Genomic DNA, 25,786 nt, shown 5'->3' with positions numbered 1-25,786 from the left:
CGTTTCAGCAGCGCCCACTCCCCGACAAATTCGTCCTCGCCCTCCGCGCCCCGTCCGGCAGATTTTTCCCAAATGCATCACAAGTCATTCATCCGATGAAAAAACTGCCCGTGTTCCCGGTATGATGCGCACCTTGCGTTTGTGCGGTGCACGATTTTTATGTGTTGTCAGCTCGCCCGGCGAGCCACAAAAGCGCACAATGCGAACCTGAAAGATTCTGTAATATAAATTCCGTATACTCGTAAGTTCTGATCCAGGCGCCGCCGGGCCCCGTCTTCGGCCGACCGCCCACGCAGAACAACCAGATACGTCGCCGCTTGGCTTGCCTGCGCCGCGACACGCTATGCACCACCACTGAACAATTTATGTCTTCCCGCCACTCTGGTTCGCCCGGCCGCGCCGCGGCGGTGATCGCCCGTGCCCGGGCGTTGATCCGCAACGAGCGCGTGCTGTCGCCGCTGCTCGCGCTCGGCATCGGCCTGCTGCTGATCGTGGTTTTCCAGCATCTGTCGGAATCCGTCGACTACCGGTCGGTGATCCGCCAACTGCGTCACCTGTCCGCCGGCGAGTGGGGCGCGTCGCTCGCCGCGACGGCCCTCAGTTATCTCGCGCTCGTCGCCCGCGACGCGGTCGGCCTGCGCTATGTCGCCGCGAAAGTACCGCGCGTCGCGCTGTGGATCGGCGCGATCGCCGGCTCCGCGCTCGGTAACGCAACCGGTTTCGGCGCACTGACGGGCGGCGCGGTCCGCGCGCGCGTGTACGGCGTATCGGGCGTGACGCCCGCGCAGATCGGCCGGATGACCGTCTTCACGAGCGGCACGCTGGCGCTCGCGATGGTGCTGATGACGGCGGTCGGCATGGTCTGCGTGCCGGAGGCGCTTGCCGCGATGCTGCACGTGGCGCCCGGCGTGCTCACGTGGACCGGCGCCGCGCTGCTCGTGGTGCTGGCCGTGATGGTCGCGATGTGCGGCCACACCGCGCGCCCGGTCGTCACGCGCTTCAAGTGGCTGTCGTTCGACGTGCCCGCGCGGCGCGATCTCGTCGCGCAGGTCGTCTACGCGGTGCTCGACGTCGTCGCGGCAGGCCTGACGCTGTGGGTGCTGCTGCCGGCCGCGCCGGTCGGTTTCCCGACCTTCATCACCGTCTACGCGGCCGCCTTGCTGCTCGGGATGATCGGCCATACGCCGGGCGGGATCGGCGTGTTCGAAGCCGCGATGGTGTTCACGCTCGGCCGCGAAGTGCCCGCGCACGCGATGGTCGCCGCGCTGATTGCCTATCGCGCGATCTATTTCGGCGTGCCGCTCGTGTTGTCGGCCGGCCTGCTGGCCGGTTTCGAGGGCCGCGCGCTGCGGCGCCGGCTCGTCACGCGGCAGGCCGTGCGCGTGTCGCAGCTCGCACCGGTGTTCCTGAGCCTCGTGACGTTCGCGGTCGGCGGGATGCTGGTGATCTCGAGCGCGACGCCGGCGTTCTGGCATCGGATCGCGATTCTGCGTCATATCGTGCCGTTGTGGGTGCTCGAAGGCTCGCAGGTGATCTGCAGCGTGCTCGGCGTCGCGCTGCTGTTCGTCGCGCGCGGGCTGCTGCGGCGGCTCGACGGCGCATGGTGGATGACCTTCGCGTTGACGCTCGCGAGCCTCGCGCTGTCGCTCGCGAAGGGTCTCGCGTTCGTCGAGGCCGGCGTGCTCGGCACGCTGCTCGTGCTGCTGCTCGTCAGCCGCCGACGCTTCAACCGTCATTCGTCGCTGCTCGCCGAGCGCTTCACGGTGAGCTGGTTCGTGTCGGTGACGATGGTGCTGATGTTGGCCGTGTGGGTGCTGTTCTTCGCGTTCCGCGACGTACCGTACACGCGCGAGCTGTGGTCGCATTTCTCGTTCGATGCGCGTGCGCCGCGCGCGCTGCGCGCGACGCTCGCGGCCGGCGTGTTCGTCGCGCTGTTCGCGCTGTGGCAACTGCTGCGTCCGGCGCCCGGGCGTTTCGTGAAACCCGCGGAGCAGGACCTGATCGACGCGGAGCAGATCATCCGCGCGCAGGAATGCAGCGACGCGGGCCTCGCGCTGATGGGCGACAAGTCCTTCCTGTTTTCCGAATCGCGCCGCGCGTTCCTGATGTACGCGAAGAACGGCCGCACGTGGGCCGCGCTGCACGACCCGGTCGGGCCGCGTGAAGAATGGCCGGCGCTGATCAGCAAGTTCATCGCGCTCGCACACGCGCACAGCGGCCGCGCGGCGTTCTACCAGGTGCGCGCGAACGCGCTGCCGCTGTATCTCGACGCGGGCCTCACGCTGATGAAACTCGGCGAGGAAGCGCATATCGCGCTCGACCGGTTCGACCTGAAGGGTTCGAACCGCTCCCACCTGCGCTACGCGCTGCGCCGCGGCGACAAGGACGCGCTGACGGTCGAGGTGATCGCGCCGGGCGACGTGCCGGCCGCGCTGCCGGCGCTGCGCGACATTTCCGACGGCTGGCTCGATAGCCGCGATGCGCGCGAGAAAAGCTTCTCGGTGGCCGCGTTCCACGACGGCTATCTCGCGACGCAGTCGGTGATGCTCGTGCGGCAGGCCGACAAGCCGATCGCGTTCGTCACGTTCATGACGACCGACCTCAACACCGAGGCGACGGTCGGCGTGATGCGCCATCTGCCGGACGCGTCGCCGTACGCGATGGAGTATCTGTTCACGCAGCTCGCGCTGCATCTGAAGGAAGCGGGTTTCCGCAAGCTGAGCCTGGGCATCGCGCCGTTCTCGGGAATGGGGGCGGCGAAGATGCCGTCGCCGTGGCACCGGCTCGGCCTGATGGTCTGGCGCTTCGGCGGCCGCTTCTACAACTTCCGCGGCTTGCGCGCTTTCAAGAGCAAGTTCGAACCGCACTGGGAGCCGCGTTATCTCGCGGCCTCGGGCTCGGTCGGCGTGTTCGTCACGCTGGCGGATCTGTCATTGCTGGCTGGAGGTCGGCGCTCATGAGTTTGAAGAAGGGAATCGCGCGGGCGGCAGCCGCCTGCGCGGGAATGATGCTGGCCGGCGCCGCGTGCGCCACGCAGCCGGCCGCCGTGAAAGCCGAAACCGTGTCGGGCGGCCGTTATGGGCCCGTTACCGTGACCAAACCGAGCGGGCCGCTGCGCGGATTCGTCGTGCTGTTCTCGCGTGAGGCCGGCTGGAATGCCGCCGATCAGCAGGCGGCCGACGCGCTCGCGAAAGCCGGTGCGATGACGGTCGGCGTCGATACCGAGCGCTACGCGATGAATCTCGCCGCGAAGCAGGAGACCTGCCACCACCTCGACGGCGACGCCGAGGCGGTCAGCCATCAGCTCGAACGTCTCGCGCAGTCGTCGCGTTATTTCACGCCGATCGTCGCGGGCGTGGGCCAGGGCGGCGCGATCGCGAAGCAGATCCTGTCGATGGCGCCGGAGAACACGATCGCCGGCGTCGTGTCGGTCGCCCCGGCCGCGAAGCTCGATCCGCGCTTCAAGCCGTGCCCGCCCGATCCGACGATCGTGCGCCGCGCGATGCCGGGCTTCGTCGAAACGGCGGCCGCGGGCGACAACACGAAGCTGGTCTCGCTCGTCACGTCGCACCTGCGCGACAGCGGCAGCGGCGATGAACTCGACGTGTCGGATCTGCCGCTCGTCGAGCTGCCGGCCAAGGGCGGCAGCGACCGGCTGGCGATCGTGATCTCGGGCGACGGCGGCTGGCGCGATCTCGACAAGACGATCGCCGAGGCGCTGCAGCGCGACGGCGTGTCGGTGGTCGGCATCGACAGCCTGCGTTATTTCTGGAGCGAGAAGCCGCCCGCGCAAGTGAGCCGCGATCTCGCACGCGTGATGCGCACGTACATGGCGCGCTGGCATGCAAGCCGCGTGGCGCTGGTCGGCTACTCGTTCGGCGCCGACGTGATGCCGTTCGCGTACAACCGGCTGCCGGCCGACCTGCGCGACAAGGTCGCGGTGATGTCGCTGCTCGGCTTTGCGCCGTCCGCCGATTTCCAGATCCGCGTGACGGGCTGGCTCGGAATGCCCGCGAGCGACAAGGCGCTGAAGGTCGCGCCGGAAATCGCGAAGGTGCCGCCGCAGCTCGTGCAGTGCTTCTACGGCGCGGAAGAGAAGGACACGATGTGCCCGGCGCTCGCGAACACGGGCGCCGACGTGATCAAGACGCAGGGCGATCACCACTTCGGCCGCGACTACATCGCGCTCGAGAAGAAGATTCTCGGCGGGTTCGGCAAGCCGGTGGCGGCGCGCTGAACGCTGGCGCCCGCGTTGCCGCGGGCACCGGCCGGAATCCTGCCGGTTCATCGTACGGGCGGCCAGCGTGCCGCCCGTTTCATTTTCCGGCCGCTGCCGCCGTCGCCGCCGTCGCCGCTGTCGCCGCTGTCGCCGCCGTGTCGTGCGGCGGCGTGGCCGTTCTCGCGTCGCGCTGATAAAAGCCCGGGAACCGGTCGAGTTGCCGCCGTGCGGCCGCGATTTCGGTGTCGTCGGCGAGCACCGCGCTCGAAAACCCCGTGCGTTCCATCAGCAACAACTGGTCGACCAGCACCTCGCCGGTCGCGCGCAGGTCGCCGGCGAAGCCGAAGCGCTTGCGCAGCAGGTACGCCTGGCTGTACGCGCGTCCGTCCGTGAACGACGGAAACTGCAGGTCGATGCGGGCGGCTTGCGCGATTTGCGCGGCGAGCGGCGCCAGTTCCTCGTCGTTGCCGATCGTCAGCGTCGCGTCGTCGTGCGGCTGCGTGTCGTCGGCGTGGTCGGCCGGCGTCAGCAGGCGGATGCGTGCGTGTGCGATGGAGGTTTCCTGGTTCATGCGTGCTCCGCCCGGTGGCGCGCGTCGTTCGCGGCGGCCTTGAAGGGTTCCGCGCCGATGCGGCGCACGGTGTCGATGAATCGTTCGCTGCGGCCGTTCGTGTCGATCCGCGCGTCGAGGTACGCGCCGACGATCGCATCGACGACATCGACGATCTCGTCCGCCGAGAACGACGGACCGATCACCTTGCCCGGCCGCGCTGGGCCGCTCGCGGCGGAGCCGTCCGACCCGCCGAGCGTCACCTGGTACCACTCCGCGCCGTCCTTGTCGACGCCGAGGATGCCGAGGTGGCCGCTGTGATGATGGCCGCACGAATTGATGCAGCCGCTGATGTGCAGGTCGAGGTCGCCGATGTCGTGCAGCAGGTCGAGATCCTGGAAGCGCTCGGTGATCGCGTCGGCGATCGGGATCGAGCGCGCGTTCGCGAGCGCGCAGAAATCGCCGCCCGGGCACGCGATCATGTCGGTCAGCAGCCCGACGTTCGCGCTCGCCAGCCCGATCGCACGGGCGTTTTCCCACAGCAGGAACAGATCGTCGACATGCACCCACGGCAGCACGACGTTCTGCGTGTGCGTGACGCGCGCCTCGCCGGCCGAGAAGCGGTCGGCGAGATCGGCGAGCGCGTCGAGCTGGTCCGGCGAGGCGTCGCCCGGGGCCTGCAGGCGGCGCTTGAACGACAACGTGACGATGCGCAGCGCCGGATCGCGACGCGCGGCGACATTGCGGGCGAGCCAGCGCGCGAACGCCGGATGACGGGCCGCCTGTGCGGATACGCGTGCCTGCGCGCCGGCGAGGTCGAGCGTGCGGGACTTGAGCCGCGGCGGGACGAACGACGCGGCCACGCGATCGAATTCGGCCTGCGGGATCGTGTGCGGGCCGCCGTCGAGGACGACGATCTGGCGGAACTCTTCCTCGACGTCGTCGATGTAGCGCTGCCCCTCGGTCTTCACGAGGATCTTGATGCGTGCCTTGTACTTGTTGTCGCGGCGCCCGTAGCGGTTGTACACGCGGACGATCGCCTCGATGTAGTTCATCACGTGTTGCCACGGCAGGAACGCGCGCAGCAGCGTCGCGATCATCGGCGTGCGGCCCATTCCGCCGCCGACACTGACGCGAAAGCCGAGTTCGCCCGCGTCGTCGCGCACGAGCTGCAACCCGACGTCGTGCCAGTCGGTTGCCGCGCGGTCTTCGGTCGCACCGGTGATCGCGATCTTGAACTTGCGCGGCAGGAACGCGAATTCGGGATGCAGCGTCGTCCACTGGCGCATCACTTCGGCGAACGGGCGCGGATCGGCGATCTCGTCCGGCGCGACGCCCGCGCGCTCGTCGCACGAGATGTTGCGGATGCAGTTGCCGCTCGTCTGGATGCCGTGCATGTCGACGGTCGCGAGCAGGTCCATCACGTCGGCCGCCTTCGCGAGCGGAATCCAGTTGAACTGCACGTTGGTGCGTGTCGTGAAGTGCGCGCTGCGGGTCGGCAGGCGCAACGTGCCGAGCAGCGCCTGCGCGTCGCATGCGGCGCGGTAGGTGGCGTCGTCGGGCACGTCGTAGTCGCGCGCGATTCGCGCCAGCACGCGGAGCTGCGCGCTCGACAGCTCGCCGTACGGCACGGCGACGCGCAGCATCGGCGCGTGGCGTTGCACATACCAGCCGTTCTGCAGCCGCAGCGGCCGGAACGCGTCTTCGCTCAGCGTGCCGTGCTGCCAGCGCTCGAGCTGGTCGCGGAACTGGGCGGCGCGGCTGTGCACGAGCGCCCGGTCGAAATCGGTATATCGGTACATGACGTGATACGCGAGAAGCGCCGCGGCGCGGATTGCGCGCGGCTCGGACAGGCGTTGCGACGGATGTCAGGCAACGGGAGACAGCGTAGGGAACGCGGTGCGGCGGGACAAGCAGCAGAACGGGACGAAAAAGGCGCAGCAGATGGCGGGCGACACACAGGCGCCGGCGCGGGAGACCGGGCATGCGGCCATGCCCGCGGCGCGATCAAACGCTGGCGTCGACGACGAGCGCCGGATCGAGCGCGCGGATGCGCTGGTCGATGAAGTAGCCGCCGCCTTCCTGATAGCGCAGGAACAAGCGGCCGCACGAGCGGCAGCGGCTGACGCTGCAGCGGTTGTACGGGAAATGGCGCAGGGCGATCGGTGCGTCGTCCGACGCGTAGCGCGTGCCGGCCGGGTGATGCTCCGCATAGGTCGGCTCGGCGTCGCCGGGCGGCACGAGCGTGGCGATTTCGGTCAGTTGCGCATCCTGCAGCGACAGCGGCAGGGTCGTCCATCCGGCGAGCGACGTCTTCGTGCACGTGCACGATTGCGTGACGTGCGCCGCTTCGGCCGTCAGTTTCAACAGGGCGGCGTGATCGAGGTAAGGCAGTTGGCTCATGGGAGATCGTGAAGGTGCGACGGGATCCGCAATGTAACCCGCGCGCGGATTGCCTGCATGGCCGCGACGCGGGCGGCACGCACCGCGCGTACCGTAACGATCAGCCTGCCTTGCGGAGCGGCGGCTGCGCGACCAGTTCGCCGAGCACGCGGATCGCACGCTCGATGTCGCGGCTCCACGGATGACCGAAGTTCACGCGCACGCAGCGCTCGAAGCCGTGCGCGGCCGAAAACAGCGGCCCCGGCGCGACGCTGATGCCGCGAGCGATCGCCTGGCGGTGCAACTCCATCGCGTCGATCGCGTCGGGAAACGCGAGCCACAGGAAGTATCCGCCGTCGGGCCGCACCCATTCGACGCCGGGCGGCAGCCAGCGCCGCAACGCGTCGTCCATCCGGTCGAGCTGAGCGTGCAGCGCGCCGCGCAGCTTGCGCAGGTGGCGGTCGTAGCCGCCGTGCTCGAGATAGTTCGCGATGCCGGCCTGCGCGGGAATGCTGGCCGACAGCGTCGTCATCAGCTTGAGCCGCTGCACCTTCTCGGCGAAGCGGCCGGCGGCGGCCCAGCCGATCCGGTAGCCGGGCGCGAGGGTCTTCGAGAACGAGCTGCAGTGCATCACCAGGCCGTGTCGATCGAACGCGCGCGCGGGCAGCGGATAGTCGGGGCCGAAATGCAGCTCGCCGTACACGTCGTCCTCGATCAGCGGCACCTCGCGCGCCGCGAGCAGGTCGACGAGCGCACGCTTCTTTTCGGTGGACAGCGTGACGCCGGTTGGATTCTGGAAATTGGTCATGAACCAGCACGCGCGGATGGCGTGCCGGTCGAGCGCGTTTGCCAGCGCATCGAGATCGAGGCCCGTATGCGGATCGACGGGAATCTCGACCGCGCGCAGGTCGAGCCGTTCGATCGCCTGCAGCGCCGCATAGAACCCGGGCGCTTCGACCGCGACGACGTCGCCGGGCCGCGTCACGGCCATCAGGCACAGGTTCAGCGCCTCGAGCGCGCCGTTCGTGACGACGATCTCATCGATCGGCTGCGAGATGCCGGTGGCGAGATAGCGGCGCGCGATCTGCTGGCGCAGCGCCTCGTTGCCGGGCGGCAGGTCGACGACCGTGCTCCACGGGCTCACGAGCCGCGTAGCCTGCGCGAGCGACTTCGCCAGGCGCGGCAGCGGAAACAGCTGCGGCGCGGGGAACGCGGAACCGAGCGGCACGATGCCGGGCTGCGTGGCCGCGTCGAGGACGGAGAACACGAGGCTGCTGATGTCGACCTTGCGCGTGGCGCCGGCGCGGCTCGCGCGGCGCTTCGCGGCGGGGTTCGCCGCCGGCGTGGCGCCCGGCGCGACGTAATAGCCCGAGCGTTCGCGTGCACGGATCAAGCCCCACTGTTCGAGCAGGTAATACGCGCGAAACACCGTCGACTGGCTCACGCCGTGCTGCGCGATGATCTGCCGCAGCGACGGCAGGCGCGTGCCGACGGCAAGGTTGCCGTTGCGGATGTCGTCGGCGATCGTATGGGCGAGGGTTTCGTAGCGTTTCATCGGCGTGGGCGGGGCGCGCCGTCGCCGCGCGCGGGCCGGAGTGGCGCCGCGCCGGCGGGCGCGGGTCATTGTCCGACGGGCGGCCCGAAAAGGAAAGCGCGGGGCACCGGCCGCGCGTTCCGGCAGTGTCAGGCCGCGTTCGGCGCCGCATTCCGCCCGTTCGCACGGCCGCGCAGCGGCGGCAGCGGCTCGACCTTGCCGACGACGAACAGGTACGACAGCGCGCCGACCACGCACAGCGCGCCGGCCGCCGCGAGCGGCACGACGAACGAGCCCTTGGTGATCGACAGCATCACGCCCGTGAAGGTCGTGATGAAGATTCCCGCGAGATTGCCCGCGAAGTTCTGGATGCCGCCGATCGACGCGACGTGCGCGGGCGTCGGCGCGATTTCGCCGACGAGCGTCCACACGTTGGCGCCGGCGAACGACAGGCTGGCATACGCGAGGGCGAACAGTCCGAGGCACGCCCACGTGTTTTCGACGAGCGCGGACAGGGCGATCGACGACGACAGCAGCATCCCGGGCACGAGGCAGGTCTTGCGCGCGGCGGTGGCGCTCCAGCCGCGGCGAAACAGGCTGTCCGACACGTAGCCGCCGAGCCAGCCGCCGGGAATCGCGAGCAGCGCGGGCAGCATGCCCCACGTGCCGAGCGATGCGAGCGAGAAGCCGCGCGACTGCAGCAGGTAGCTCGGGAACCACGTGATGAAGAAGTAGATCGCGAAGTTCAGGCAGAACAGGCCGATCATCATCCCCCACACGGTGCGATAGCGGAACAGGTCGAGCCACGATACGGTCGGGCCATCGGTTGCGGCCGCAACGGCCGGTGCGCCGCGTTGCGCGAGCAGCGCATCGACGGCATCGGGTGCGATCGCGCGGTAGCGTTCGGGGTCGCGATAGACGAACCACCAGGCGAGTGCCCACACGATGCCGATGCCGCCCGTGATCACGAACGACCCGCGCCAGCCGACGATCGAGATCAGCCACGCGACGAGCGGCAGCGACAGCGCGGAGCCGACACGCGAGCCGCTGTCGAAGATGCTGCTCGCGAGCCCGCGCTCGCTGCGCGGGAACCAGTTGAACGCGACCTTCGCGAACGACGGGATCGCGGCCGCTTCGCCGACGCCGAGCATCAGCCGTACGCCCACGAGTTGCGCGAGGCCGCGCGCGGCGCCCGTCGCGACGGTGAACACCGACCACCAGCCGACGGCCAGCGCGAGGCTCACGCGCACGCCGACCTTGTCGATGAACCAGCCGGCCGGCAGCTGAAGGAACGCATAGGTCCAGAAGAACGCGCTCAGCACGAGCCCCATGCCGACCGCGTCGAGGCCGAGGTCGGCGCGGATGCTGGGCGCGGCGATCGCGAGGTTCGCGCGGTCGATGAAGTTGATGACGTTGGCCAGGAAGCACATCAGGATCATGACCCATCGGATGCGTGGCATGCGGTGTCTCCGTGCGGAATGTCGTGACGGGCGGCCGGCGATCCGCTGCGCCGGCTGCCTCGATGGGCGGATTACCGCGACGCGTGCGGCGTGCGGTCGAACTTCGCGAGCGCTTCCCACAGGCCGTTCAGGTAGACCGCGCCGAGCGCCCGGTCGTACAGGCCGTAGCCGGGCTTGCCCGTTTCGCCCCAGATCATGCGGCCGTGGTCGGGGCGCACGTAGCCGGTGAAGCCGGTGTCGTGATACGCCTTCACGATCGCGGCGATGTCGAGCGAGCCGCAGCGCGACAGGTGCGCGGTTTCCTCGAAATCGCCGTTCGCGTCGACCTTCACGTTGCGGATGTGTGCGAAGTGGATGCGGCCCATCGCGCCGAACTCGCGCACCAGCGCCTCGACGTCGTTCTGCGGGCCCGCGCCGAGCGAACCCGAGCACAGCGTCAGCCCGTTCGCGGGCGTGTCGACGATGCGCAGGATCCGCGCGAGATCGTCGCGGTTCTTCACGATGCGCGGCAGCCCGAAGATCGGGCGCGGCGGATCGTCCGGGTGGATCGCCATCTTCACGCCGGCTTCCTCGGCAACAGGGATGATCGCCTTCAGGAAGTACTCGAGGTTCGCCCACAGCGCGGCTTCGTCGACGTCGCGATAGTCGGCGAGCAGGGCCTGCAGCTGTTCGGGCCGGTAGCTCGAATCCCAGCCGGGTAGCGCGATGCCGTCGTTCGGATCGATCCGGTCGACCGCGTCGGTGCTGAATGCGAGACAGGTCGAGCCGTCGGCGAGCGTCTTCGACAGCTCGGTGCGCGTCCAGTCGAACACGGGCATGAAGTTGTAGCAGACGACGCGGATGCCGGCCGCGCCGAGCTGGCGGATCGTCTGCCGGTAGTGGTCGATCAGACGATCGCGCCCCGGCTTGCCGAGCTTGATGTCCTCGTGCACGGGCACCGATTCGACGACTTCGAACCGCAGGCCGGCGCGCTCGATCGTTGCTTTCAGCGTTTCGATCTTGTGCGCGGGCCAGACTTCGCCCACCGGTTCGTCGTAGATCGCGGACACGATATGCGTGACGCCCGGGATCTGGCGGATGTATTGCAGCGAGACCGGATCGGACTCGCCGTACCAACGGAAAGACATCTTCACTGGAGCGGCTCCTGGCTGGCGGTTCATGCACGGACGACCGGGCCGCAGCGTGCGGCCCGGTGCCGGTGAGCGGATTATGATTGGTATGCCAGTTAGGCGGGATAGTGGTTTACCAGTTGTGAGGTTATCGCATGGATAACAGACAGCATCCGCGATTGCGCGGCAGGAAGGACCGACAAGCCGAATCAGGTGCGGGTTGAAATTGGTGTACCATTTTGAGGATCCGGTGCCGCGACGGCGCCGGCCAGCCTGTTGCGAGCCTTTCGATGACCGATCTTTCCAGCCTGCCCGCCAGCCGCGACACCGATGCCGCGGACCGCTCCTATATCGGTCTTGCGCGGCAGATTCACGCGATGGTGGCCGCCGGCGCGTTCGAAGCCGGCGCGCGGTTGCCGTCGGAGCGCAGTCTGGCCGACCAGTTCGGCGTGAGTCGCACGCAGGTGCGCGAGGCGATCATCGCGCTCGAGGTGCAGGGGATCGTCGAAGTGCGGATCGGCTCCGGCATCTACGTGTCCGCGGCCGACGCCGCACGGCCGGTGACGTTCGAGGTGCCGCGCGGCCCGGGGCCGATCGAGACGCTGCGCGCGCGCGGGCTGATCGAAGCGGAAGTCGCGGCGCTCGCGGCGACCGAACGCAAGGACGCCGATCTCGACCGCCTGTTTCTCTCGCTGACGACGATGCGCAAGCAGATGGCCGACAAGGCCGCGTACGACGCGGCCGACCGCCAGTTTCATCTGCGGATTGCGGAGTCGACCGGCAATACGGTGCTGCTGCACATGGTCACGGCGATGTGGGACTGCGCGCGCAGCGATCCGCTGTGGGACAAGATCGAGGAGCACTTTCACTCGACCGCGCTGCGCGAGGCGTCGCAGGAGGACCATCAGCGGATCTTCGCGGCGATCATGGCGCGAGACGCGACAGGTGCGCGCGACGCGATGCGTGCACACCTGTCGCGCGTGATCGCGGAGTTCACGCAGGCCTGGCGCTGACGCGGGTTTCAGCGGCGCGACGCGGGCCGCTGTAGCTGCGCCGCATGCCGCATGTCGCCGCCGTCGCCGGTGCCGGCGAACATGCGCGCCGCGTACGGCTTCTTCCAATTGCGCGACCGTCCGATTTATGGTCTCGTTGCGGGATATCGCATCGACTCGAAAAAGGACAGTCGAATGCAGCCGGGCGATTCACGCGGGGTCCGATTGATCAGGGGAATCGGTGCACGCAAGCGTGCACGCGGCGCCGTGCGCAGCCTGCTCATCATATTGACGATAGGCTTTCTGGCACCCGTCGTGCCGGCGTTCTCCGCCTCTCCCGAAACCGTCAACGACAACGTGCTGCGCGTGCTCGCGTGGCCCGGCTATGCGGACAGCGACATCGTCGGCGCGTTCGAGGCGCAGTTTCGCGCGCGCGTCGAAGTGACGTTCGTCGACTCCGACGAAGCGTTGTGGTCGCGGATGCACAGCGCGTCGCCGCCGCCGTACGACGTGCTGGCCGCGAATACGGCCGAGATCCAGCGTTATGCGCGCGAACGCCTGCTCGCGCCGATCGACCTGCAGCGCATTCCGAACCGGCGGCGCCAGTTGCCGAACTTCCAGCAGGTCGCGACGATCGGCGGGCTCGTGCAGGACGGCACGACCTACGCGATCCCGTTCACGTATTCGTCGATGGGGCTGATCTACGACCGCAAGCAGGTGCCGGCCGCGCCGCGCTCGATGCGCGAGCTGTGGAATCCGCGCTACCGCGGCAAGGTGCTCGACTTCAACAGCGCGCAGCACAATTTCTCGTTCGCCGCGCTCGCGCTCGGCTATTCCGATCCGTTCCGGCTGTCGTCCGCGCAGACGCTCGCGGTCGCGCGCAAGCTGATCGACCTGCGCCGCAACCTGCTGACGTATTACACGCTGCCCGAGGAGGCGACCGCGCTGTTCGTCCAGCATCGCGCGGCACTGATGTTCGGCAACTACGGCACGCAGCAGGTCGAACTGCTGCGGCGCGCGGGCGCGGACGTCGGCTACGTGATCCCGGAAGAAGGCGCGCTCGCGTGGCTCGATTGCTGGGCCGTCACGCGCGGCGCGCAACGCCCCGGGTTGGCATTCGCGTGGATCAACTACATGCTCGAACCGGCGATCGGCGCGCTGCTGACCGAGCGCCAGGGGCTCGCGAATACGCTCGAGCCGCCGTCGGGGCTCGACACCGGGCACCAGCATCTCGTGTGGCTCCAGCCCGTCGAGAACATCGCCCGCCGCGAATCGTTGTGGAGCCGTATCGTGTCGGGCGACCGGCCGGAGCGGTTCGGAAAATGATCCGGCTCGGGCTCGTGTCGAAGCTGTCGGTGCTGTTCGCCTGCATCGGCGTGATCGCGTCCGGCACGACCGGCTACTACGCGTATCGCGCCAATCGCGCGATGCTCGTGCAGGAAGCGCAGCACAGCCTGCTGATGTCGACGCAACTGCTCGGGCAACGCTTCACGACCGCGCTGGCGGATGTTGCCGACGACGCGCTCGTGCTCGCGCAGTTGCCGTCGTCCGCGTTCGTCGCGGGTGACGACAAGCCGGACATCGCACGCCGCACGCGGCTCGAGCAGGTGTACCGGAGCTTCATGACAAATCATCCGGAGTACCTGCAGATCCGCCTGATCGCGAGCGGGCATTTCGGGATCGAACGTATCCGTGTCGCTCGCGATGCGAGCGGCATCGTCGTGCTGCCCGAAAGCGCCTTCCAGGAGAAAGGGCAGTTTTCCTACGTATTCGACACGCTCGCGATGGCGCCCGGTCACATCTACCTGTCACCGATCGTGATCAATCACGAGACGGGATCGCACGAGGCCGAGGGGCTGCCGATCCTGCGCGTGGGGACACCGGTGGTCGACATGTCCGGCCGCACGGTCGGCGCGCTCGTCGTCGACGTCGAATTGTCGCGCGTGTTCGACCGGCTCGAGCGCGACCTGCCGGAAGACTATGCGGTCTATCTCGCGAACGAGTGGGGTGATTTTCTCGTGCATCCCGATCCGGCGCAGACGTTCGGTTTCGACCGCGGCCGGCGCGTGCTGATGCAGGACCGTTTCACCGCCACCCGCGCGTTGTTCGACCACGCTCAAACGAACGTGACGCTCAATGGACTCGCGCAGCCCGACGAGGCGCCGGGCCAGATGTTCGCGTTCGCGCGCACGCCGTTCGGGCACGACGAGGGCAACCGCTTCGTCGTGCTCGGCATGGCGCGCCCGCTCGCGGACGTGCTGGCGCCGGCCGGCGTGCTCGGCGAGCGGATCGTCCGGATGGTGCTCGTGTCGAGCCTGCTGGCGGCGATCCTCGCGATCCTGTTCGCGCGTGCGATCACGCGGCCGCTGCAGACGCTGGCGCGTGCCGCGACCCACGTGTTCGACGATTCGGCCGCCGAGCGGCTGCCGACCGCGCGCGCCGACGAGATCGGCGTACTCGCGCGCTGTTTCGACAGCATGCGCGTCGAGATCCGCACGCAGGTCGCGATGCTGCGTGCGAAGCAGCAGGAACTCGCGCACCTCGCCGGCCACGACCCGCTGACCGCGCTGCCGAACCGCCTGCTGTTCATGGAGCATCTCGAAGCTGCGATCTGGCATGCGGCGGCGGTACGCGAAGGGCTGGCGGTGATGTTCGTTGATCTCGACCGCTTCAAGCAGATCAACGACCAGCACGGGCACTCGGCCGGCGATCGCACGCTCGTCGCGGTCGCGAAGCGGCTGAGCCGTGCGCTGCGCAGCGGCGACATGGTCGCGCGGCTCGGCGGCGACGAATTCATCGTGCTGATCGCGGACGTGCGTTCGCCGGCGGTGATCGGCGACGTCGCGGCGCGCATCCAGATCGTGATGGCCGAGGAGCTGGAGTTCGGCGATCGGCGCGTGGCGGTCGGTGCAAGCATCGGTGTCAGCGAGTATCCGGCCGACGGCGCGTCGGCCGAGGAACTGCTCGTCAAGGCCGATGCGGCGATGTACGCGGCGAAGGCGTGCCCGCAGTGCGTGTGCGTGCGCTATCAGGATCTGGTCCGAGGCGGCGTCGCGACGGACGCAGGCGACCGGGTCGCATCGGGCGGCAGCCGCTGACGATCGGGCGGCGAAACTGGCGCTGCAAACGCGACGAGCCCGTCAGGGACGGGCTCGTCGCATGGCGGCACTGCGCACGGCGGCAGGCTTAGTGGCCGAAGTAGACCGAGTCGTGCGCGCTTTGCGGCTTCACGGCCGGTGCACCGCCCTGGACGGTCGCGGCCGGCTGTGCGCCGTAACCGCTGTTGTCGGCGCCGCGCACGCGGGCCTGGGCGGCCTGGATGTCGGCCGGGTAGTACGGGCTCGACAGGCCCGGCTTGTAGCCGGCTTGTTCGAGCTGAACCAGTTCGTTGCGCACCTGGGCGCGGGTCACGGTGCTTTGGGCGAATGCGCTGAACGAAGCGGACAGGGCGACAGCGGCAACGACTGCGGAAACGAGCGATTTCATGATGACCTCCGATGTTTATTGGCTTTCCGCGTTCGACACCATGTCGTAAGCGGTTGATTACATCGTAGGCGCCGGTCGACCTAGGGTAAACGTGAGTTTCAGCGAAAGATCGTTGCAGGCGAGGCAATAATTCCGCGACAAATATCTTCCGTCCCCATTGTGTATTGCCGGGTGTGCAACGGAAAGGCGACCGGGGCGCGGCGTGGATGGCGCGTACGGGCGGGCGCCCGGCGGCAGCGGGAAGCGGGAACGGTGCGGGCAGGCTGCGGGGCGGCCGGCTCAGACGTCGTCGTCGATTTCCTTGCGCTCGCGGCGTTCCTCGTTGCCGCGGCGCGCGCGCAGGCGCTGCCGCGACAGGACGGCGATCACCTGCTGGGTCGGCGCGCCGGACGGGAGTTCGTTGCGGATGCGATCGGGCACCATCGGCAGGCCCGCACGCTGCCGGCGCAGCGCCTTGGCGATTGCCCGGCGGCATTCGTCGCCGTGGCAATCCCATTCATCGCGGATTCTCTGGCAATAACGGCATTGTTCCATCCGGACAGTCTACCCGGTCTTCGGGAACCGGGCTGGGCGCCGGGCGGAACGCGTCACGCGCCGGCGGCGGCGAGCGCTTCCGCGTGAGACTGGAAGCGGCGGTGTTCTTCCGGCGGAACGAGCGAGCCGCCGGTTGCCCAGATGACGTGCGTGGACGCGCGCATGTCGATCGCGTGGCGGCGCAGGTAGTCCCTGCCGGCCGCCGACCGGGCCAGCCAGCCCGGCCCGCCGACGGCGGCCGCGGCCGACGGTTCCAGTTCCACGCCCGTGGCGCGTTGGACCGCGCGCAACTGCGCGTAGAGCTGCGCGTCGCCGACCGTGAAGACGCCCGACAGTTGCGACGCCATCAGCGGGCTGACCAGATGCGACGCTTGCGCGACCGCCAGGCCGTCGGCCTCGGTCCGGTTGTCGAGCCCGATGTCGTAGACTGACACCGGCGTGCCCGCACCGGCAGCGAGCTGGACGAGCATGCACGGCGCCGCGACGGGCTCGGCGAAAAAGCAGTGCACGTGCTCGCCGAACAGCGCCTTGAGGCCATACGTGATGCCGCCTGGCGCGCCGCCGACCCCGCACGGCAGATGGACGAAGAGCGGATGCGCGGCGTCCACGCGGCGACCCGATTCGGCGAGCTGCGCGGCCAGATGCCGGGCGCTCGCGGCGTAGCCGAGGAACAGCATCAGCGAGCCTTCGTCGTCGACGAAGTGGCAGCGCGGTTGAGCGCGCGCCTGCGATCGACCCGCGGCGACGGCCTGCGCGTAATCGCCGTCGTGCTCGACCACGCGGACGCCGCGTTGTCGCAGGCGCGCCTTCTTCCACGGCTTTGCGTCGGTCGACATGTGGACGACCGATTCGAACCCCAGCGCGGCGGCCATCACGCCGATACTCAGGCCGAGATTGCCGGTGCTGCCCACGACGACGGTATGGGTGGCGAACAACGCGCGGGCGGCGGCCGACGCGAGGATCCGCCGGTCGCCAGTGGGGGCGATCAACCCGTGTTCGATCGCGATCGACTCGGCGAGCGCGAGCACTTCATGAAAACCGCCGCGCGCCTTGATCGAACCGGCGACCGGCAATGCATCGTCGCGCTTGATGAACCAGGCGCCGTGCGCGTCGTCCGCGTGCGACAACGCGCGCCGCAAGGTGTCCGCCGGCATCAGCGGCGATTCGATCGTTCCCGCCGTGGCCGCGAGCTCGGGAAACAGCTCGGCCATCAGCGGCGCGCAGCGCGCCAGTCTCGCTTCGGCCGCAACGATGGCGTCGGGTGAGGGCGCGTCCTGCGGCAACGGCCGGCCGGCTTCGGGGTTCAGCCACAGCAGCGGTTGACGGGATTGCAGTCTGGCTAATAGATCGTCGGGTTGAGGTGTGGCGGTCACGGGGCGGCCTTGCGTTCGTTGAGCGAGATTCAGAGCTGGAATGCTACGATTCAAGGCGACCGCGCAAAAGCGCCGATTTCTAATCAATGCATTAGCTGGACTTATACAAATGCGACTGGACGGTTCGATCCTCGGTGCGTTGCACTGCTTTGAAATGGCCGGCCGGCTGTTGAGCTTCACGAAGACGGCGCAGGCGTTCAACCTGACGCAAAGCGCCGTGAGCCAGCAGATCCGGAATCTGGAGGACCGGCTGGGTTATCCGCTGTTCGTGCGACAGGCGCGCGGGTTGAGGCTGACGGAGAAGGGCGCGATTCTGCTCGGGACGATGTCGAGTGCGTTCGGCGATATCCAGCGCACGCTTCAGGCGCTCGGCATGTCGGACGCGCCGCTGCGGGTCAGTTGCCTGCCATCGCTGGCATTGCAGTGGCTGATGCCGCGCCTGACCGCGTTTCACCGGCAACAGCCGAACGTGTCGGTGCGTGTGCAGGCCGAGTTCCAGGTGCTGGATCGCGAGGCGATGGAGACCGGCGACATCGACGTGGCCGTGCGCTACGACCCGGTGCAATACGGTCGACTGCATGCCGAGGTGATGCTCGACGAAATCCTGTTCCCGGTCGCCACGCCGGCGTATCTGGCGCGGCATCCGGCGTTCGCCAGCGGCAAGTCGCCGGCCGGCGTCGTGTTGCTGCACGATGCCGCACCGTGGGTCGGCGCTTCCGAGTTCGTCGAGTGGCGTACATGGCTGGAGGCCGTCCGGCCGGCGTGGCTCCGGCATCTGGATGGGCCGCAGTTCAATTTTTCCAGCCTGGCGATCACGGCCGCGTTGAACCATCAGGGGGTCGCGATGGGGCGCGCGGCGCTCGTGCACGACGAGCTCGCGAGCGGACGGCTCGTCGATGTGTTCGGCGTGCATGTGCGTGCGCCGGCGCGCTACATGCTGCTGTCACGCAACCCGGACGATCCGCGTACCGCCGCGTTTTCGGACTGGCTCAAGGCCGAATGCGTGCGTTTCGGCGAGGCCCGGTCGAGCGTGTCGCCGAAGACGGGGCGGCTTGCATGAACGATGCCGCCGGATAACTCGATCGGAGTGCGAAGAAATCGACGGTGGTGGTATTGCTGAAAATGACGGTTTCCCGTCCGGCGGCATACGGATGGCTTGCGCATGGACGGGCCCGGTTACCTTATCCGAGCGACCAGATGCCCCAGATCGCGATCAACAGGCCGAGGCCCAACCCGCAGCCCAGCAACACATAGGTTTCCATTTCGTGCCTCTGAAAACGTGGCGGCGCGGATGTCGGCATCGGCGCGCGTACAGCACAGTCGGCAGCGTATCGTCGGCATTGACGGTGGGGGCGATACGCCGGGTCCGCGAATACTACGCCTTGCAGCTTTCAGAACGCATGCGCGATCGATGACGGCGCGCCGCCCGCTATTGCCGGACCGCGCGCGCGTGGTCGCCCTGGGCGACAGGCGAGCCGGGCCGGAACACGCCCGATTTCCAGATCATCTGCGAGGCCGCGACGAGCACGAACAGCAGGACGACCATCCGGAAGATCTTCGGCGACATCTTGTCCCGCAGCGGGCGAACCAGCCACATGCCGGCGATGGCCGGCAGGCTGGCCGCCGCCGAGATCGCCAGGTCGGCGCCGCTCGCATGCGCGGCGCCGCTGAACGTCGTGATCAGCGTGACGATCGACACCACGAGGATGATCGCGATCTGCTTCGTGAACACGCGCCCGGTCGCGCCGGCCGAGATCAGGTAGGTCGCGAGCAGCGGCCCCGGAACCGACGCGATGCTTTCCATCAGCGCGGCGCCAAAGCCGAGCGCGAACCCGACAGGTTTTTGCCACGCTTCCGGCAGGTTGAGTTTCGGCGCGGCGAGCATCAGCGCCGCGGCCACGATCAGCAGCGCACCGGATGCCGCCTGCGCGTGTCCCGGATTGAGCGACAGCAGGATCGCGACGCCGACGATATTGCCGATCACGGTGCCTGCGATCGGCGCGGCGATTTTCCTGGCCGTCGCGAGTACCTGGCCGCCTTCCAGCGCCTGCGGAATGTTGCCGAGGATGATCGGCATCGACAGCAGCAGCACCGCCTGCCGGATCGGCAGGAACTGGCTGAGGATCGGCATCGCGATCAGCGGCACGCCGATTCCCGTGATGCCCTTGGCCATCCCGCCCAGCAGCAACGCAACGGCGATGCCGGCCAGGTCGAGCACGGACAGCGCCTGCAGGCTGGAAACCAGTACACCTTCAGTCAGATTGAAATGAATCATGGCGTGGCATGTCGGGGCCGATCCGGCAGGTCGCGCCGGCGAGCATGAGCAACGCGGCGGCGTGGTTCAACCGGGCTAATCGACTGCCGGCCGGTGCGCATGCAAGGGCACGGCGAGTCGCGCGGACATCTTACCCGAGCGCTGCCGGCGATGTCCGGCTCGACCGCGGCGTGGCGCGGGCACGGTGTTCCGTACGATGGACGCGATTCAATATAATTCATGAGGAATTGCCGCTTCATGCAGCAAGTACATGTCATGGAAACAAGGAAATCCGATGACGCTAGCCCAGTTGCAGGCCCTGGCGGCCGTAGTCGAACTCGGATCGCTCACGGCCGCTGCGGACCGGCTCAGCCGCAGCCAGTCCGCGATCAGTCATGCGCTGACCGAGCTGGAGGATCTCACGCAGGTCAAGCTGCTCTGGCGTGACCGGCAGCCGGTCGTCCTGACGGCGGCGGGCGAACGCCTGTGGCCCTACGTCCAGCGCGTCGTCCGTGAAGCGCAGGTACTGCGCCAGCAGTTCAGCCTGTCGCGCGGCAAGCTCGAGGGGCGGCTGGTGGTCGCGTCGCTGCCCAGCGTCTCGCTGGCGTTCGTCGTCCCCGCGCTCGAGGTGTTAAAGGGCCTGCACGAAGGCGTATCGGCGGTGCTGCTCGAAGGCACGGACAGCGAAGTCGAGGGATGGATCGACGACGGGACCGCCGACGTCGGCGTGGTGGCCGGCACGAAGACGTTCGCGCACAACCTGCCGCTGCTCGACGAGGATTTCGTCGCGGTGGCGGCGGACGGCATGTTCGCCGGCCGCAAGCGCGTGTCGGCCAGGCAGTTGTCCGCGGCGCCGTTCATTTTTTCGAAGGCCGGATGCGGGCCGCTGATCGCGGATTACTTCGCGCGCGGCGGCGCGCCGCTGCGGGCCGCGTTCAACGTGGTCGAGATGCGCACCATTCTGTCGATGGCGGAGGCCGGCATGGGCGTATCGATCGTGCCGCGCATCACGCTCACGTACACGCCGTTCGGCGGCCGCGTGCTGGAACTGTCGCCGCGGCTGCATCGTTCCGTGCGGCTGGCCTGGAATACGGCCGGCAACGCGGTAACCGATGAATTCGTGAAACTCGTCGACGCACAACGTGCGAAGGCAGGGAAGGCGATCCACGCACGCGCGAAAAAGGGCAGGTAGCGCACAGCCGGTGCGATGAACGGCGCTCATGGGCAACGTGCAGTTTATTCATGCCGATGATTGCCGGAATGCAATACATTGATCGGACCTCGTCATCGTTGCGCCGAAGGAGATTGCCGTGCCGGCCTTGCCCACCCTGTTTGCATTCGGACTCGTGTCGCTCGGCATGGTGCTGACGCCCGGACCGAACATGATCTACCTGGTGTCGCGCTCGATCTGCCAGGGCCGCCGCGCCGGGCTCGTGTCGCTCGGCGGCGTCGCGCTGGGGTTCGTGTTCTACATGCTGTGCGCGGCGTTGGGCATCACCGCGCTGGTGATGACCGTGCCGTACGCATACGACGCGCTGCGCTTCGCCGGCGCGCTGTATCTGGCGTACCTGGCGTGGCAGGCACTGAAACCCGGTGGCCGCTCCGCGTTCCAGGTCCGGCAATTGCCGCACGACAGCCGCGTCAGGCTGTTCGCGATGGGTTTCGTCACGAACCTGGCGAACCCGAAGATCGCGGTGATGTATCTGTCGCTGTTGCCGCAGTTCATGTCGCCGGGCCACGGCAGCGTGCTCGCGCAATCGCTGGTGCTGGGCTGCGTGCAGATCGCGGTGAGCGTCAGCGTGAATGCGCTGATCGCGTGCATGGCCGGTTCGATCGCGGGCTTTCTCGCGGGGCGGCCGCTCTGGGCGTCGGCCCAGCGCTGGTTGATGGGTACCGTGCTGGCCGGACTCGCCGTGCGGATCGCGCTGGAGTCGCGAAGCTAGCGCGCGAAGGCGGGCGCTTGGGGAACGGCCGGCTGCCGGCCGGCCTTGCGCCGATCGCGCCGGGCAGCATCAACCGTGGCAATTGCCTTCGGCCTTCTTGCCGACCCGAACGGGCATGGCCTTGTCGTTGCGTCGGCTGCGCGTCGAGAGCCAGCACAGGATCGATCCGCCGCACACCATCAACGCGCCTTGCCAGAATTCGACAGACAGCGGCGCATGCAGCAGCGTCGCGGCGAGCGCGGCGGCGAGCACCGGCGTGAAGTACGACGCACCGACGATGACCGTCACGTTGCCATGCATGATGCCGGTGTTCCAGGCCGCATAGCCGAACCCCAGCGCCGACGCTGCCAGCACGAGATACAGGACCGCGTGAAAGCTGAACGTCATGCCGCCGCCGCCTTCGATCGCGAACTTGATCCAGAGCACCGCGGCGACCAGCATGAAGAACGGCGTGACGCCGTTCTTGCCGTCGGCGAGGCGCGCCGTCACCGTGCAATAGGCTGCCCAGATCAGCGCGCCGACGAATGCGAGGCCGTAGCTCAGCGGATTGTCCGCGACGTTGCGCAGCATGCCGGCCGGATCGAGGCCGCGGTCGCCGCCGAGCACCCAGCAGATGCCGAGCATCGACAGCAGGACACCCGGCACGACCAGCAGGTTCGCGCGCTGCTTGTTGAATACGATGGCGGCGACCAGCGTGAGGCTCGGCCACAGATAGTTGACCATCGCGACTTCGATCGCCTGCTGCCCGTTGCTGGCATAGCCGATCGACAGCGCGAGGCACAGCTCGTATGACACGAACAGCAGGCCGCCCCAGCGCAGATAGCTTTTCGGGAACCTGCTCAGGTCGGGGAAGCCGATTGAAAACACCAGTAGCACGGACGCCACCGTATAGATCATCGCGGCGCCGCCGGTCGCGCCGAGGCTTTCGCTGACGCCGCGAACGAGCGCGACCACCGAGGCCCATAACAATACCGCGCCGAGCCCGGCGAGCGTTGCCCTGTTCTTGCGTTTCATGCGTCCTGCCTGTTTCAACATGCCAATTCGATTTCGGATGATACGGGGCCGCTCGCGCGCGCCGTCATCGCGCGCGGCGATGCAATGGGGGGGATTTCGACGGAACCGCGCATTTTAACGGGGCGATGCCGTTGCGGCGATGCAGCCGGACTGGCGTGTACGGCCGATTCGGGTGCGCGAGTCGATCACGCGTCGTCGATACGCCATGCGGCGCCGATCGCCGACAACGCGCGCCCGATCGAGTCGAGCATCGCCTCCCGTGTCGGCCCGAGCGTCGTGACGAGGAAGAATCCCTCTTCGTCGGTCGTCAGGCCGATCAGCGGCCAGCCGGCGGTGTCGCTCCGAACCTCGAGCCGTTGTCGATTGCGATCGATGTCGATGCCGCGATGCGCTTGCCGCAGCGCATTCGCGATGGCATCGAATGCGTTGGCCGACGGGATCGTGTGGATGCGGTATTCGAAACTCATCTTCGTGGGCCGGGGGGCGAGCCGCGCAGTCTAACCCGTGCCGCGGCATCCCGTCCCTCGATGGCCGTGCAACCGGCGCCCGCCGCGGCGGGCGCCCGCACGATCACCGTTCGTGCCGCTTCTTGCTCAGTTCGATCGTTTCGAACAGTTCGTACTGCGCGCTCGGGTGCTGGTCGGCGCCCGGCGCGTGGTAGTAGCGCATCGTGATCGTCGTGTGGCCGCCCGGCTTGCCCGGGTCATGGTCGAACACGGCGATCCCGTAGCCGGTGCCCGTGTCGCGGCGCGCGGACCAGATCGCATCCTCGAGCGCATCGGCCGGCTGGCGCACGAACGTGTTCGGCGCGGTGCCCGGCACCGGCCGGTTCGGCTTCGTGAACACCTTCGCACGCGCAAAGCCGGTCGACGGATTCTCGCCGTACACGTCGAGCGGCGCGCTGGTGCCGCCGCCGCCGAGGATCAGGTGGATCGTGCCGTGGCTCGTGTCGAACCGGGTGCGGTCCGGGTCGTTCGAGCCGACCGGACGCGGCTGCAGCGTCTCGACCACTTCGCCGGTGGTCGCGTCGACGCCCGCGCGGTGATTGCAGCCGCGCACCGGGTAGCTGCGCTCGTAGTCGTGATCGTGTCCGCACAGCACGAGATCGACGCCGTAGCGGTCGAACAGCGGCAGCCACGCTTCGCGAATGCCCTTGTCCGAACCGTTGCCCGTTTTCGACGAACTGAGCGCGTCCTGGTGCATCTGCACGACGATCCAGTCGATGTCGTCGTCATGCGCGGCATGACGCAGCGTGCGTTCGAGCCAGCGCGTCTGCTCGCCGTTGCTGTAGCCGCGCACGTAGAACGACGTGCCGGGTTCGATCGGCGGGCGGCCCGTGCTCGCGGCCGGCACGAGCGGCGCCGGGCCGCCGACGAACGCGGCGGCGTCCTGGTACACGACATCGTCGGCGTCGAGCGACACGAACAGCACCGAGCTCACGCGGAAGCTGTACCAGCGGCCCGGGAAGTGCGTGCCGTTCTCCGGCAGCGAATAGCGCGCGAGATACGAGTCGAGCCCCTGCGGGCCGTTGTTGAACTCGATCTCGTGATTGCCCGGGCACGGCATCCACGGGCGATTCGCGGCCGACGTCTGGTTGTTGTTGCCGAAATCGCGCCACACCTCGGGCTGGTGCGCGGGGTTCAGGTTCGCGTAGCAGAGGTCGCCGTTCAGCAGGTGGAACAGCGGCTGGAACTGCTCGACGGCCTGCACCGCGAACCGGCTTTGCGGCGACGACAGCACCCACGCGCCGTTCGGCGTCGCGAGATCGCCGTAGCTGGTGAAGCGAAACGGCGCGCGGCCGCGCGGCGCCGTCGAGAAATTGGCGGAGAACGGCTGCGCGGCGTTGCCGTCGTTGTCGGCGGTGATCTCGTAGCGGTAGCGCGTATCGGGTTTCAGCCCGTGCACGCGCGCGTGGTACGTGAACACGGTTTCGCCGTTCAGGCCGTCGGTGTACAGGCGCTGGACGCCGTGCACGGTACGCGGCGGCTCGCCGTCGGCGACGATGCGCGCACGCGGATTGACGGCCGGCGCGAGCGACGCCCACGAGATCACGACCTCGGACGCCGGGTCGTTGCCCCACGTCAGGTGAACCTGTTCGGGCGTGCCGTCCGGATTCGACGCGGCGGCGCGCGCGGCTGCGAGGCCGCCGGCGGCGGTGGCGAGGCCGGAGACGCCGGCAAGTTTCAGGAAGCCGCGACGCGATACCGAAGCGGCCGGCTCGTTCGGCTGATCAGGGAGAGTGTCCTGGTTCGACATGGTCGGTGTTTTCGTGGGTGGGGACGCGAGAGGTGGAACCGTGGGGCCGTGCGCGAGCGCGGCCGGGGCATGGGCCGGAAACGAGCGGGATCCCGGTCGCATGCATTGTCGAAGGGCAGTTTTGCCGCGTTGTGACAGCGCCGCAACCCGGCTGGGCGGCAGCCGATACGCGCGATCGCGCGGCGTGGCGTCCGACCCGCGCCGAATCCCGTTCGGTCCGTCTGGAATTTATTTGCGGATTCCGCGACGGAATCGCTTCGCCCGCGCCGTTTAACGCATGAACGGCCGCAACCGGTCGATGCCCGTTACTTCGGAGTCTTTCATGAAACTTTCCGTTCCATTGCGATTTGCCGTGGCCTGCGTGGCCGTGCTGGCGGCATCCGCGTCGTTCGCGCAGGCCGTGATCGTCGCGCCTGTCGCCCCGCCGCCGCCACGCGTCGAAGTGATGCCCGCGCCGCGTGCGGGCTACGTCTGGGACCAGGGGCACTGGCACTGGCGGCAAGGGCGCTACGTGTGGATTCCGGGCCACTGGCAAGTGGTGCGTGTCGGTTATCACTGGGTACCGGGGCATTGGGCCGCGCGCGGGCCGGCCTGGCGCTGGGTGCCCGGCCACTGGGCCTGATGCGTACGACGTCGCGCGGCACGCCGTGCCGGCGCGACGGATTCTTCATGCAACATCA

At 68.3% G+C, this 25,786-nt stretch carries 22 protein-coding genes; 9 read left to right on the top strand and 13 right to left on the bottom strand.

The annotated features are described in order from the left end of the window. The first annotated feature begins 365 nt into the window (after positions 1 to 365). Complete coding sequence (mprF, locus tag WJ12_RS28315; protein ID WP_034191255.1) at positions 366 to 2,960, top strand: bifunctional lysylphosphatidylglycerol flippase/synthetase MprF; 2,595 nt, start codon at positions 366 to 368, stop codon at positions 2,958 to 2,960. Continuing rightward, the gene (locus WJ12_RS28310) at positions 2,957 to 4,237 is read left to right on the top strand and encodes a virulence factor family protein (protein WP_059556607.1); all 1,281 of its coding nucleotides are present in this window, start codon (positions 2,957 to 2,959) and stop codon (positions 4,235 to 4,237) included. The genes mprF and WJ12_RS28310 overlap by 4 nt, the downstream gene beginning before the upstream one ends. Positions 4,238 to 4,316: 79 nt before the next feature. Here WJ12_RS28310 and WJ12_RS28305 read toward each other — a convergent pair whose 3' ends face one another. The 6 genes from WJ12_RS28305 to uxuA form a co-directional block, all read right to left on the bottom strand. Further along, a complete protein-coding gene (locus WJ12_RS28305) occupies positions 4,317 to 4,790 on the bottom strand; it encodes a DUF934 domain-containing protein (RefSeq protein ID WP_059556606.1) in 474 nt (157 codons plus the stop codon). Then, positions 4,787 to 6,571, bottom strand: a complete 1,785-nt coding sequence (locus tag WJ12_RS28300; protein WP_069245939.1) for a nitrite/sulfite reductase — start codon at positions 6,569 to 6,571, stop codon at positions 4,787 to 4,789. The genes WJ12_RS28305 and WJ12_RS28300 overlap by 4 nt, the downstream gene beginning before the upstream one ends. 205 nt (positions 6,572 to 6,776) lie before the next feature. Then, on the bottom strand, positions 6,777 to 7,172 hold the full coding sequence (locus WJ12_RS28295) for a hypothetical protein (RefSeq protein ID WP_034191259.1): 396 nt from the start codon (positions 7,170 to 7,172) through the stop codon (positions 6,777 to 6,779). A 100-nt stretch (positions 7,173 to 7,272) separates the two neighbouring features. After that, complete coding sequence (locus WJ12_RS28290; protein WP_059556604.1) at positions 7,273 to 8,706, bottom strand: aminotransferase-like domain-containing protein; 1,434 nt, start codon at positions 8,704 to 8,706, stop codon at positions 7,273 to 7,275. A 128-nt stretch (positions 8,707 to 8,834) separates the two neighbouring features. Continuing rightward, positions 8,835 to 10,145, bottom strand: a complete 1,311-nt coding sequence (locus tag WJ12_RS28285; RefSeq protein WP_069245938.1) for an MFS transporter — start codon at positions 10,143 to 10,145, stop codon at positions 8,835 to 8,837. Between the two features lie 71 nt (positions 10,146 to 10,216). After that, positions 10,217 to 11,278 (bottom strand): mannonate dehydratase, encoded by a 1,062-nt coding sequence (uxuA, locus tag WJ12_RS28280; protein ID WP_208606518.1) that lies wholly within the window; start codon positions 11,276 to 11,278, stop codon positions 10,217 to 10,219. Positions 11,279 to 11,544: 266 nt separating this feature from the next. Between uxuA and WJ12_RS28275 the strand changes: the two genes are divergently transcribed. The 3 genes from WJ12_RS28275 to WJ12_RS28265 all read left to right on the top strand — a co-directional run bounded on the left by WJ12_RS28275 (position 11,545) and on the right by WJ12_RS28265 (position 15,344). Then, positions 11,545 to 12,267, top strand: coding sequence for a FadR/GntR family transcriptional regulator (locus WJ12_RS28275; protein WP_059556602.1), 723 nt, complete (start codon positions 11,545 to 11,547; stop codon positions 12,265 to 12,267). 174 nt (positions 12,268 to 12,441) lie between these two features. After that, positions 12,442 to 13,572 carry an extracellular solute-binding protein gene (locus WJ12_RS28270; RefSeq protein ID WP_034191651.1) on the top strand — a complete coding sequence of 377 codons (1,131 nt, stop codon included), beginning with the start codon at positions 12,442 to 12,444 and terminating at the stop codon, positions 13,570 to 13,572. After that, positions 13,569 to 15,344 (top strand): GGDEF domain-containing protein, encoded by a 1,776-nt coding sequence (locus WJ12_RS28265; protein ID WP_059556601.1) that lies wholly within the window; start codon positions 13,569 to 13,571, stop codon positions 15,342 to 15,344. The genes WJ12_RS28270 and WJ12_RS28265 overlap by 4 nt, the downstream gene beginning before the upstream one ends. Before the next feature lie 88 nt (positions 15,345 to 15,432). Here WJ12_RS28265 and WJ12_RS28260 read toward each other — a convergent pair whose 3' ends face one another. The 3 genes from WJ12_RS28260 to WJ12_RS28250 all read right to left on the bottom strand — a co-directional run bounded on the left by WJ12_RS28260 (position 15,433) and on the right by WJ12_RS28250 (position 17,672). Further along, on the bottom strand, positions 15,433 to 15,732 hold the full coding sequence (locus WJ12_RS28260; RefSeq protein ID WP_034191264.1) for a DUF4148 domain-containing protein: 300 nt from the start codon (positions 15,730 to 15,732) through the stop codon (positions 15,433 to 15,435). Between the two features lie 279 nt (positions 15,733 to 16,011). Then, positions 16,012 to 16,266 (bottom strand): hypothetical protein, encoded by a 255-nt coding sequence (locus WJ12_RS28255; protein ID WP_027791787.1) that lies wholly within the window; start codon positions 16,264 to 16,266, stop codon positions 16,012 to 16,014. A 53-nt stretch (positions 16,267 to 16,319) separates the two neighbouring features. After that, positions 16,320 to 17,672, bottom strand: a complete 1,353-nt coding sequence (locus WJ12_RS28250; RefSeq protein WP_082744628.1) for a D-serine ammonia-lyase — start codon at positions 17,670 to 17,672, stop codon at positions 16,320 to 16,322. Between the two features lie 76 nt (positions 17,673 to 17,748). On the opposite strand from WJ12_RS28250, the gene WJ12_RS28245 reads away from it, so the two are divergent. Then, entirely contained in the window at positions 17,749 to 18,699 is a 951-nt protein-coding gene (locus WJ12_RS28245; protein ID WP_059556600.1) for a LysR substrate-binding domain-containing protein, read from the top strand. Positions 18,700 to 19,068: 369 nt separating this feature from the next. On the opposite strand, the gene WJ12_RS28240 is transcribed toward WJ12_RS28245, so the two are convergent. Beyond that, positions 19,069 to 19,914 (bottom strand): sulfite exporter TauE/SafE family protein, encoded by an 846-nt coding sequence (locus WJ12_RS28240; protein ID WP_034191266.1) that lies wholly within the window; start codon positions 19,912 to 19,914, stop codon positions 19,069 to 19,071. A gap of 274 nt (positions 19,915 to 20,188) precedes the next feature. Between WJ12_RS28240 and WJ12_RS28235 the strand changes: the two genes are divergently transcribed. Then, the gene (locus WJ12_RS28235; RefSeq protein WP_059556599.1) at positions 20,189 to 21,085 is read left to right on the top strand and encodes a LysR family transcriptional regulator; all 897 of its coding nucleotides are present in this window, start codon (positions 20,189 to 20,191) and stop codon (positions 21,083 to 21,085) included. Between the two features lie 118 nt (positions 21,086 to 21,203). After that, the gene (locus WJ12_RS28230; protein ID WP_034191268.1) at positions 21,204 to 21,836 is read left to right on the top strand and encodes a LysE family translocator; all 633 of its coding nucleotides are present in this window, start codon (positions 21,204 to 21,206) and stop codon (positions 21,834 to 21,836) included. Positions 21,837 to 21,905: 69 nt separating this feature from the next. On the opposite strand, the gene yddG is transcribed toward WJ12_RS28230, so the two are convergent. From yddG to WJ12_RS28215, 3 genes are all read right to left on the bottom strand, one after another. Continuing rightward, complete coding sequence (yddG, locus tag WJ12_RS28225) at positions 21,906 to 22,850, bottom strand: aromatic amino acid DMT transporter YddG (protein WP_148094304.1); 945 nt, start codon at positions 22,848 to 22,850, stop codon at positions 21,906 to 21,908. Positions 22,851 to 23,035: 185 nt separating this feature from the next. Beyond that, positions 23,036 to 23,317, bottom strand: a complete 282-nt coding sequence (locus WJ12_RS28220) for a hypothetical protein (RefSeq protein ID WP_059556598.1) — start codon at positions 23,315 to 23,317, stop codon at positions 23,036 to 23,038. A gap of 103 nt (positions 23,318 to 23,420) precedes the next feature. After that, complete coding sequence (locus tag WJ12_RS28215; protein ID WP_034191271.1) at positions 23,421 to 25,106, bottom strand: purple acid phosphatase family protein; 1,686 nt, start codon at positions 25,104 to 25,106, stop codon at positions 23,421 to 23,423. Positions 25,107 to 25,428: 322 nt separating this feature from the next. On the opposite strand from WJ12_RS28215, the gene WJ12_RS28210 reads away from it, so the two are divergent. After that, positions 25,429 to 25,728, top strand: a complete 300-nt coding sequence (locus WJ12_RS28210) for a YXWGXW repeat-containing protein (RefSeq protein WP_059556712.1) — start codon at positions 25,429 to 25,431, stop codon at positions 25,726 to 25,728. Positions 25,729 to 25,786 lie beyond the last annotated feature (58 nt).

Source organism: Burkholderia seminalis (assembly GCF_001718535.1).
GTDB classification, from domain to species: domain Bacteria; phylum Pseudomonadota; class Gammaproteobacteria; order Burkholderiales; family Burkholderiaceae; genus Burkholderia; species Burkholderia seminalis.
Note: the sequence above shows the minus strand (reverse complement) of the source record. Positions and strands in the feature narration are given on the sequence as shown.

Coding starts and splice junctions, on each gene's coding strand:
- mprF (WP_034191255.1), top strand. CDS start 366: ATGTCTTCCCGCCACTCTGGTTCGCCCGGCCGCGCCGCGGCGGTGATC.
- WJ12_RS28310 (WP_059556607.1), top strand. CDS start 2,957: ATGAGTTTGAAGAAGGGAATCGCGCGGGCGGCAGCCGCCTGCGCGGGA.
- WJ12_RS28305 (WP_059556606.1), bottom strand. CDS start 4,790: ATGAACCAGGAAACCTCCATCGCACACGCACGCATCCGCCTGCTGACG.
- WJ12_RS28300 (WP_069245939.1), bottom strand. CDS start 6,571: ATGTACCGATATACCGATTTCGACCGGGCGCTCGTGCACAGCCGCGCC.
- WJ12_RS28295 (WP_034191259.1), bottom strand. CDS start 7,172: ATGAGCCAACTGCCTTACCTCGATCACGCCGCCCTGTTGAAACTGACG.
- WJ12_RS28290 (WP_059556604.1), bottom strand. CDS start 8,706: ATGAAACGCTACGAAACCCTCGCCCATACGATCGCCGACGACATCCGC.
- WJ12_RS28285 (WP_069245938.1), bottom strand. CDS start 10,145: ATGCCACGCATCCGATGGGTCATGATCCTGATGTGCTTCCTGGCCAAC.
- WJ12_RS28275 (WP_059556602.1), top strand. CDS start 11,545: ATGACCGATCTTTCCAGCCTGCCCGCCAGCCGCGACACCGATGCCGCG.
- WJ12_RS28270 (WP_034191651.1), top strand. CDS start 12,442: ATGCAGCCGGGCGATTCACGCGGGGTCCGATTGATCAGGGGAATCGGT.
- WJ12_RS28265 (WP_059556601.1), top strand. CDS start 13,569: ATGATCCGGCTCGGGCTCGTGTCGAAGCTGTCGGTGCTGTTCGCCTGC.
- WJ12_RS28260 (WP_034191264.1), bottom strand. CDS start 15,732: ATGAAATCGCTCGTTTCCGCAGTCGTTGCCGCTGTCGCCCTGTCCGCT.
- WJ12_RS28255 (WP_027791787.1), bottom strand. CDS start 16,266: ATGGAACAATGCCGTTATTGCCAGAGAATCCGCGATGAATGGGATTGC.
- WJ12_RS28245 (WP_059556600.1), top strand. CDS start 17,749: ATGCGACTGGACGGTTCGATCCTCGGTGCGTTGCACTGCTTTGAAATG.
- WJ12_RS28240 (WP_034191266.1), bottom strand. CDS start 19,914: ATGATTCATTTCAATCTGACTGAAGGTGTACTGGTTTCCAGCCTGCAG.
- WJ12_RS28235 (WP_059556599.1), top strand. CDS start 20,189: ATGACGCTAGCCCAGTTGCAGGCCCTGGCGGCCGTAGTCGAACTCGGA.
- yddG (WP_148094304.1), bottom strand. CDS start 22,850: ATGAAACGCAAGAACAGGGCAACGCTCGCCGGGCTCGGCGCGGTATTG.
- WJ12_RS28220 (WP_059556598.1), bottom strand. CDS start 23,317: ATGAGTTTCGAATACCGCATCCACACGATCCCGTCGGCCAACGCATTC.
- WJ12_RS28215 (WP_034191271.1), bottom strand. CDS start 25,106: ATGTCGAACCAGGACACTCTCCCTGATCAGCCGAACGAGCCGGCCGCT.
- WJ12_RS28210 (WP_059556712.1), top strand. CDS start 25,429: ATGAAACTTTCCGTTCCATTGCGATTTGCCGTGGCCTGCGTGGCCGTG.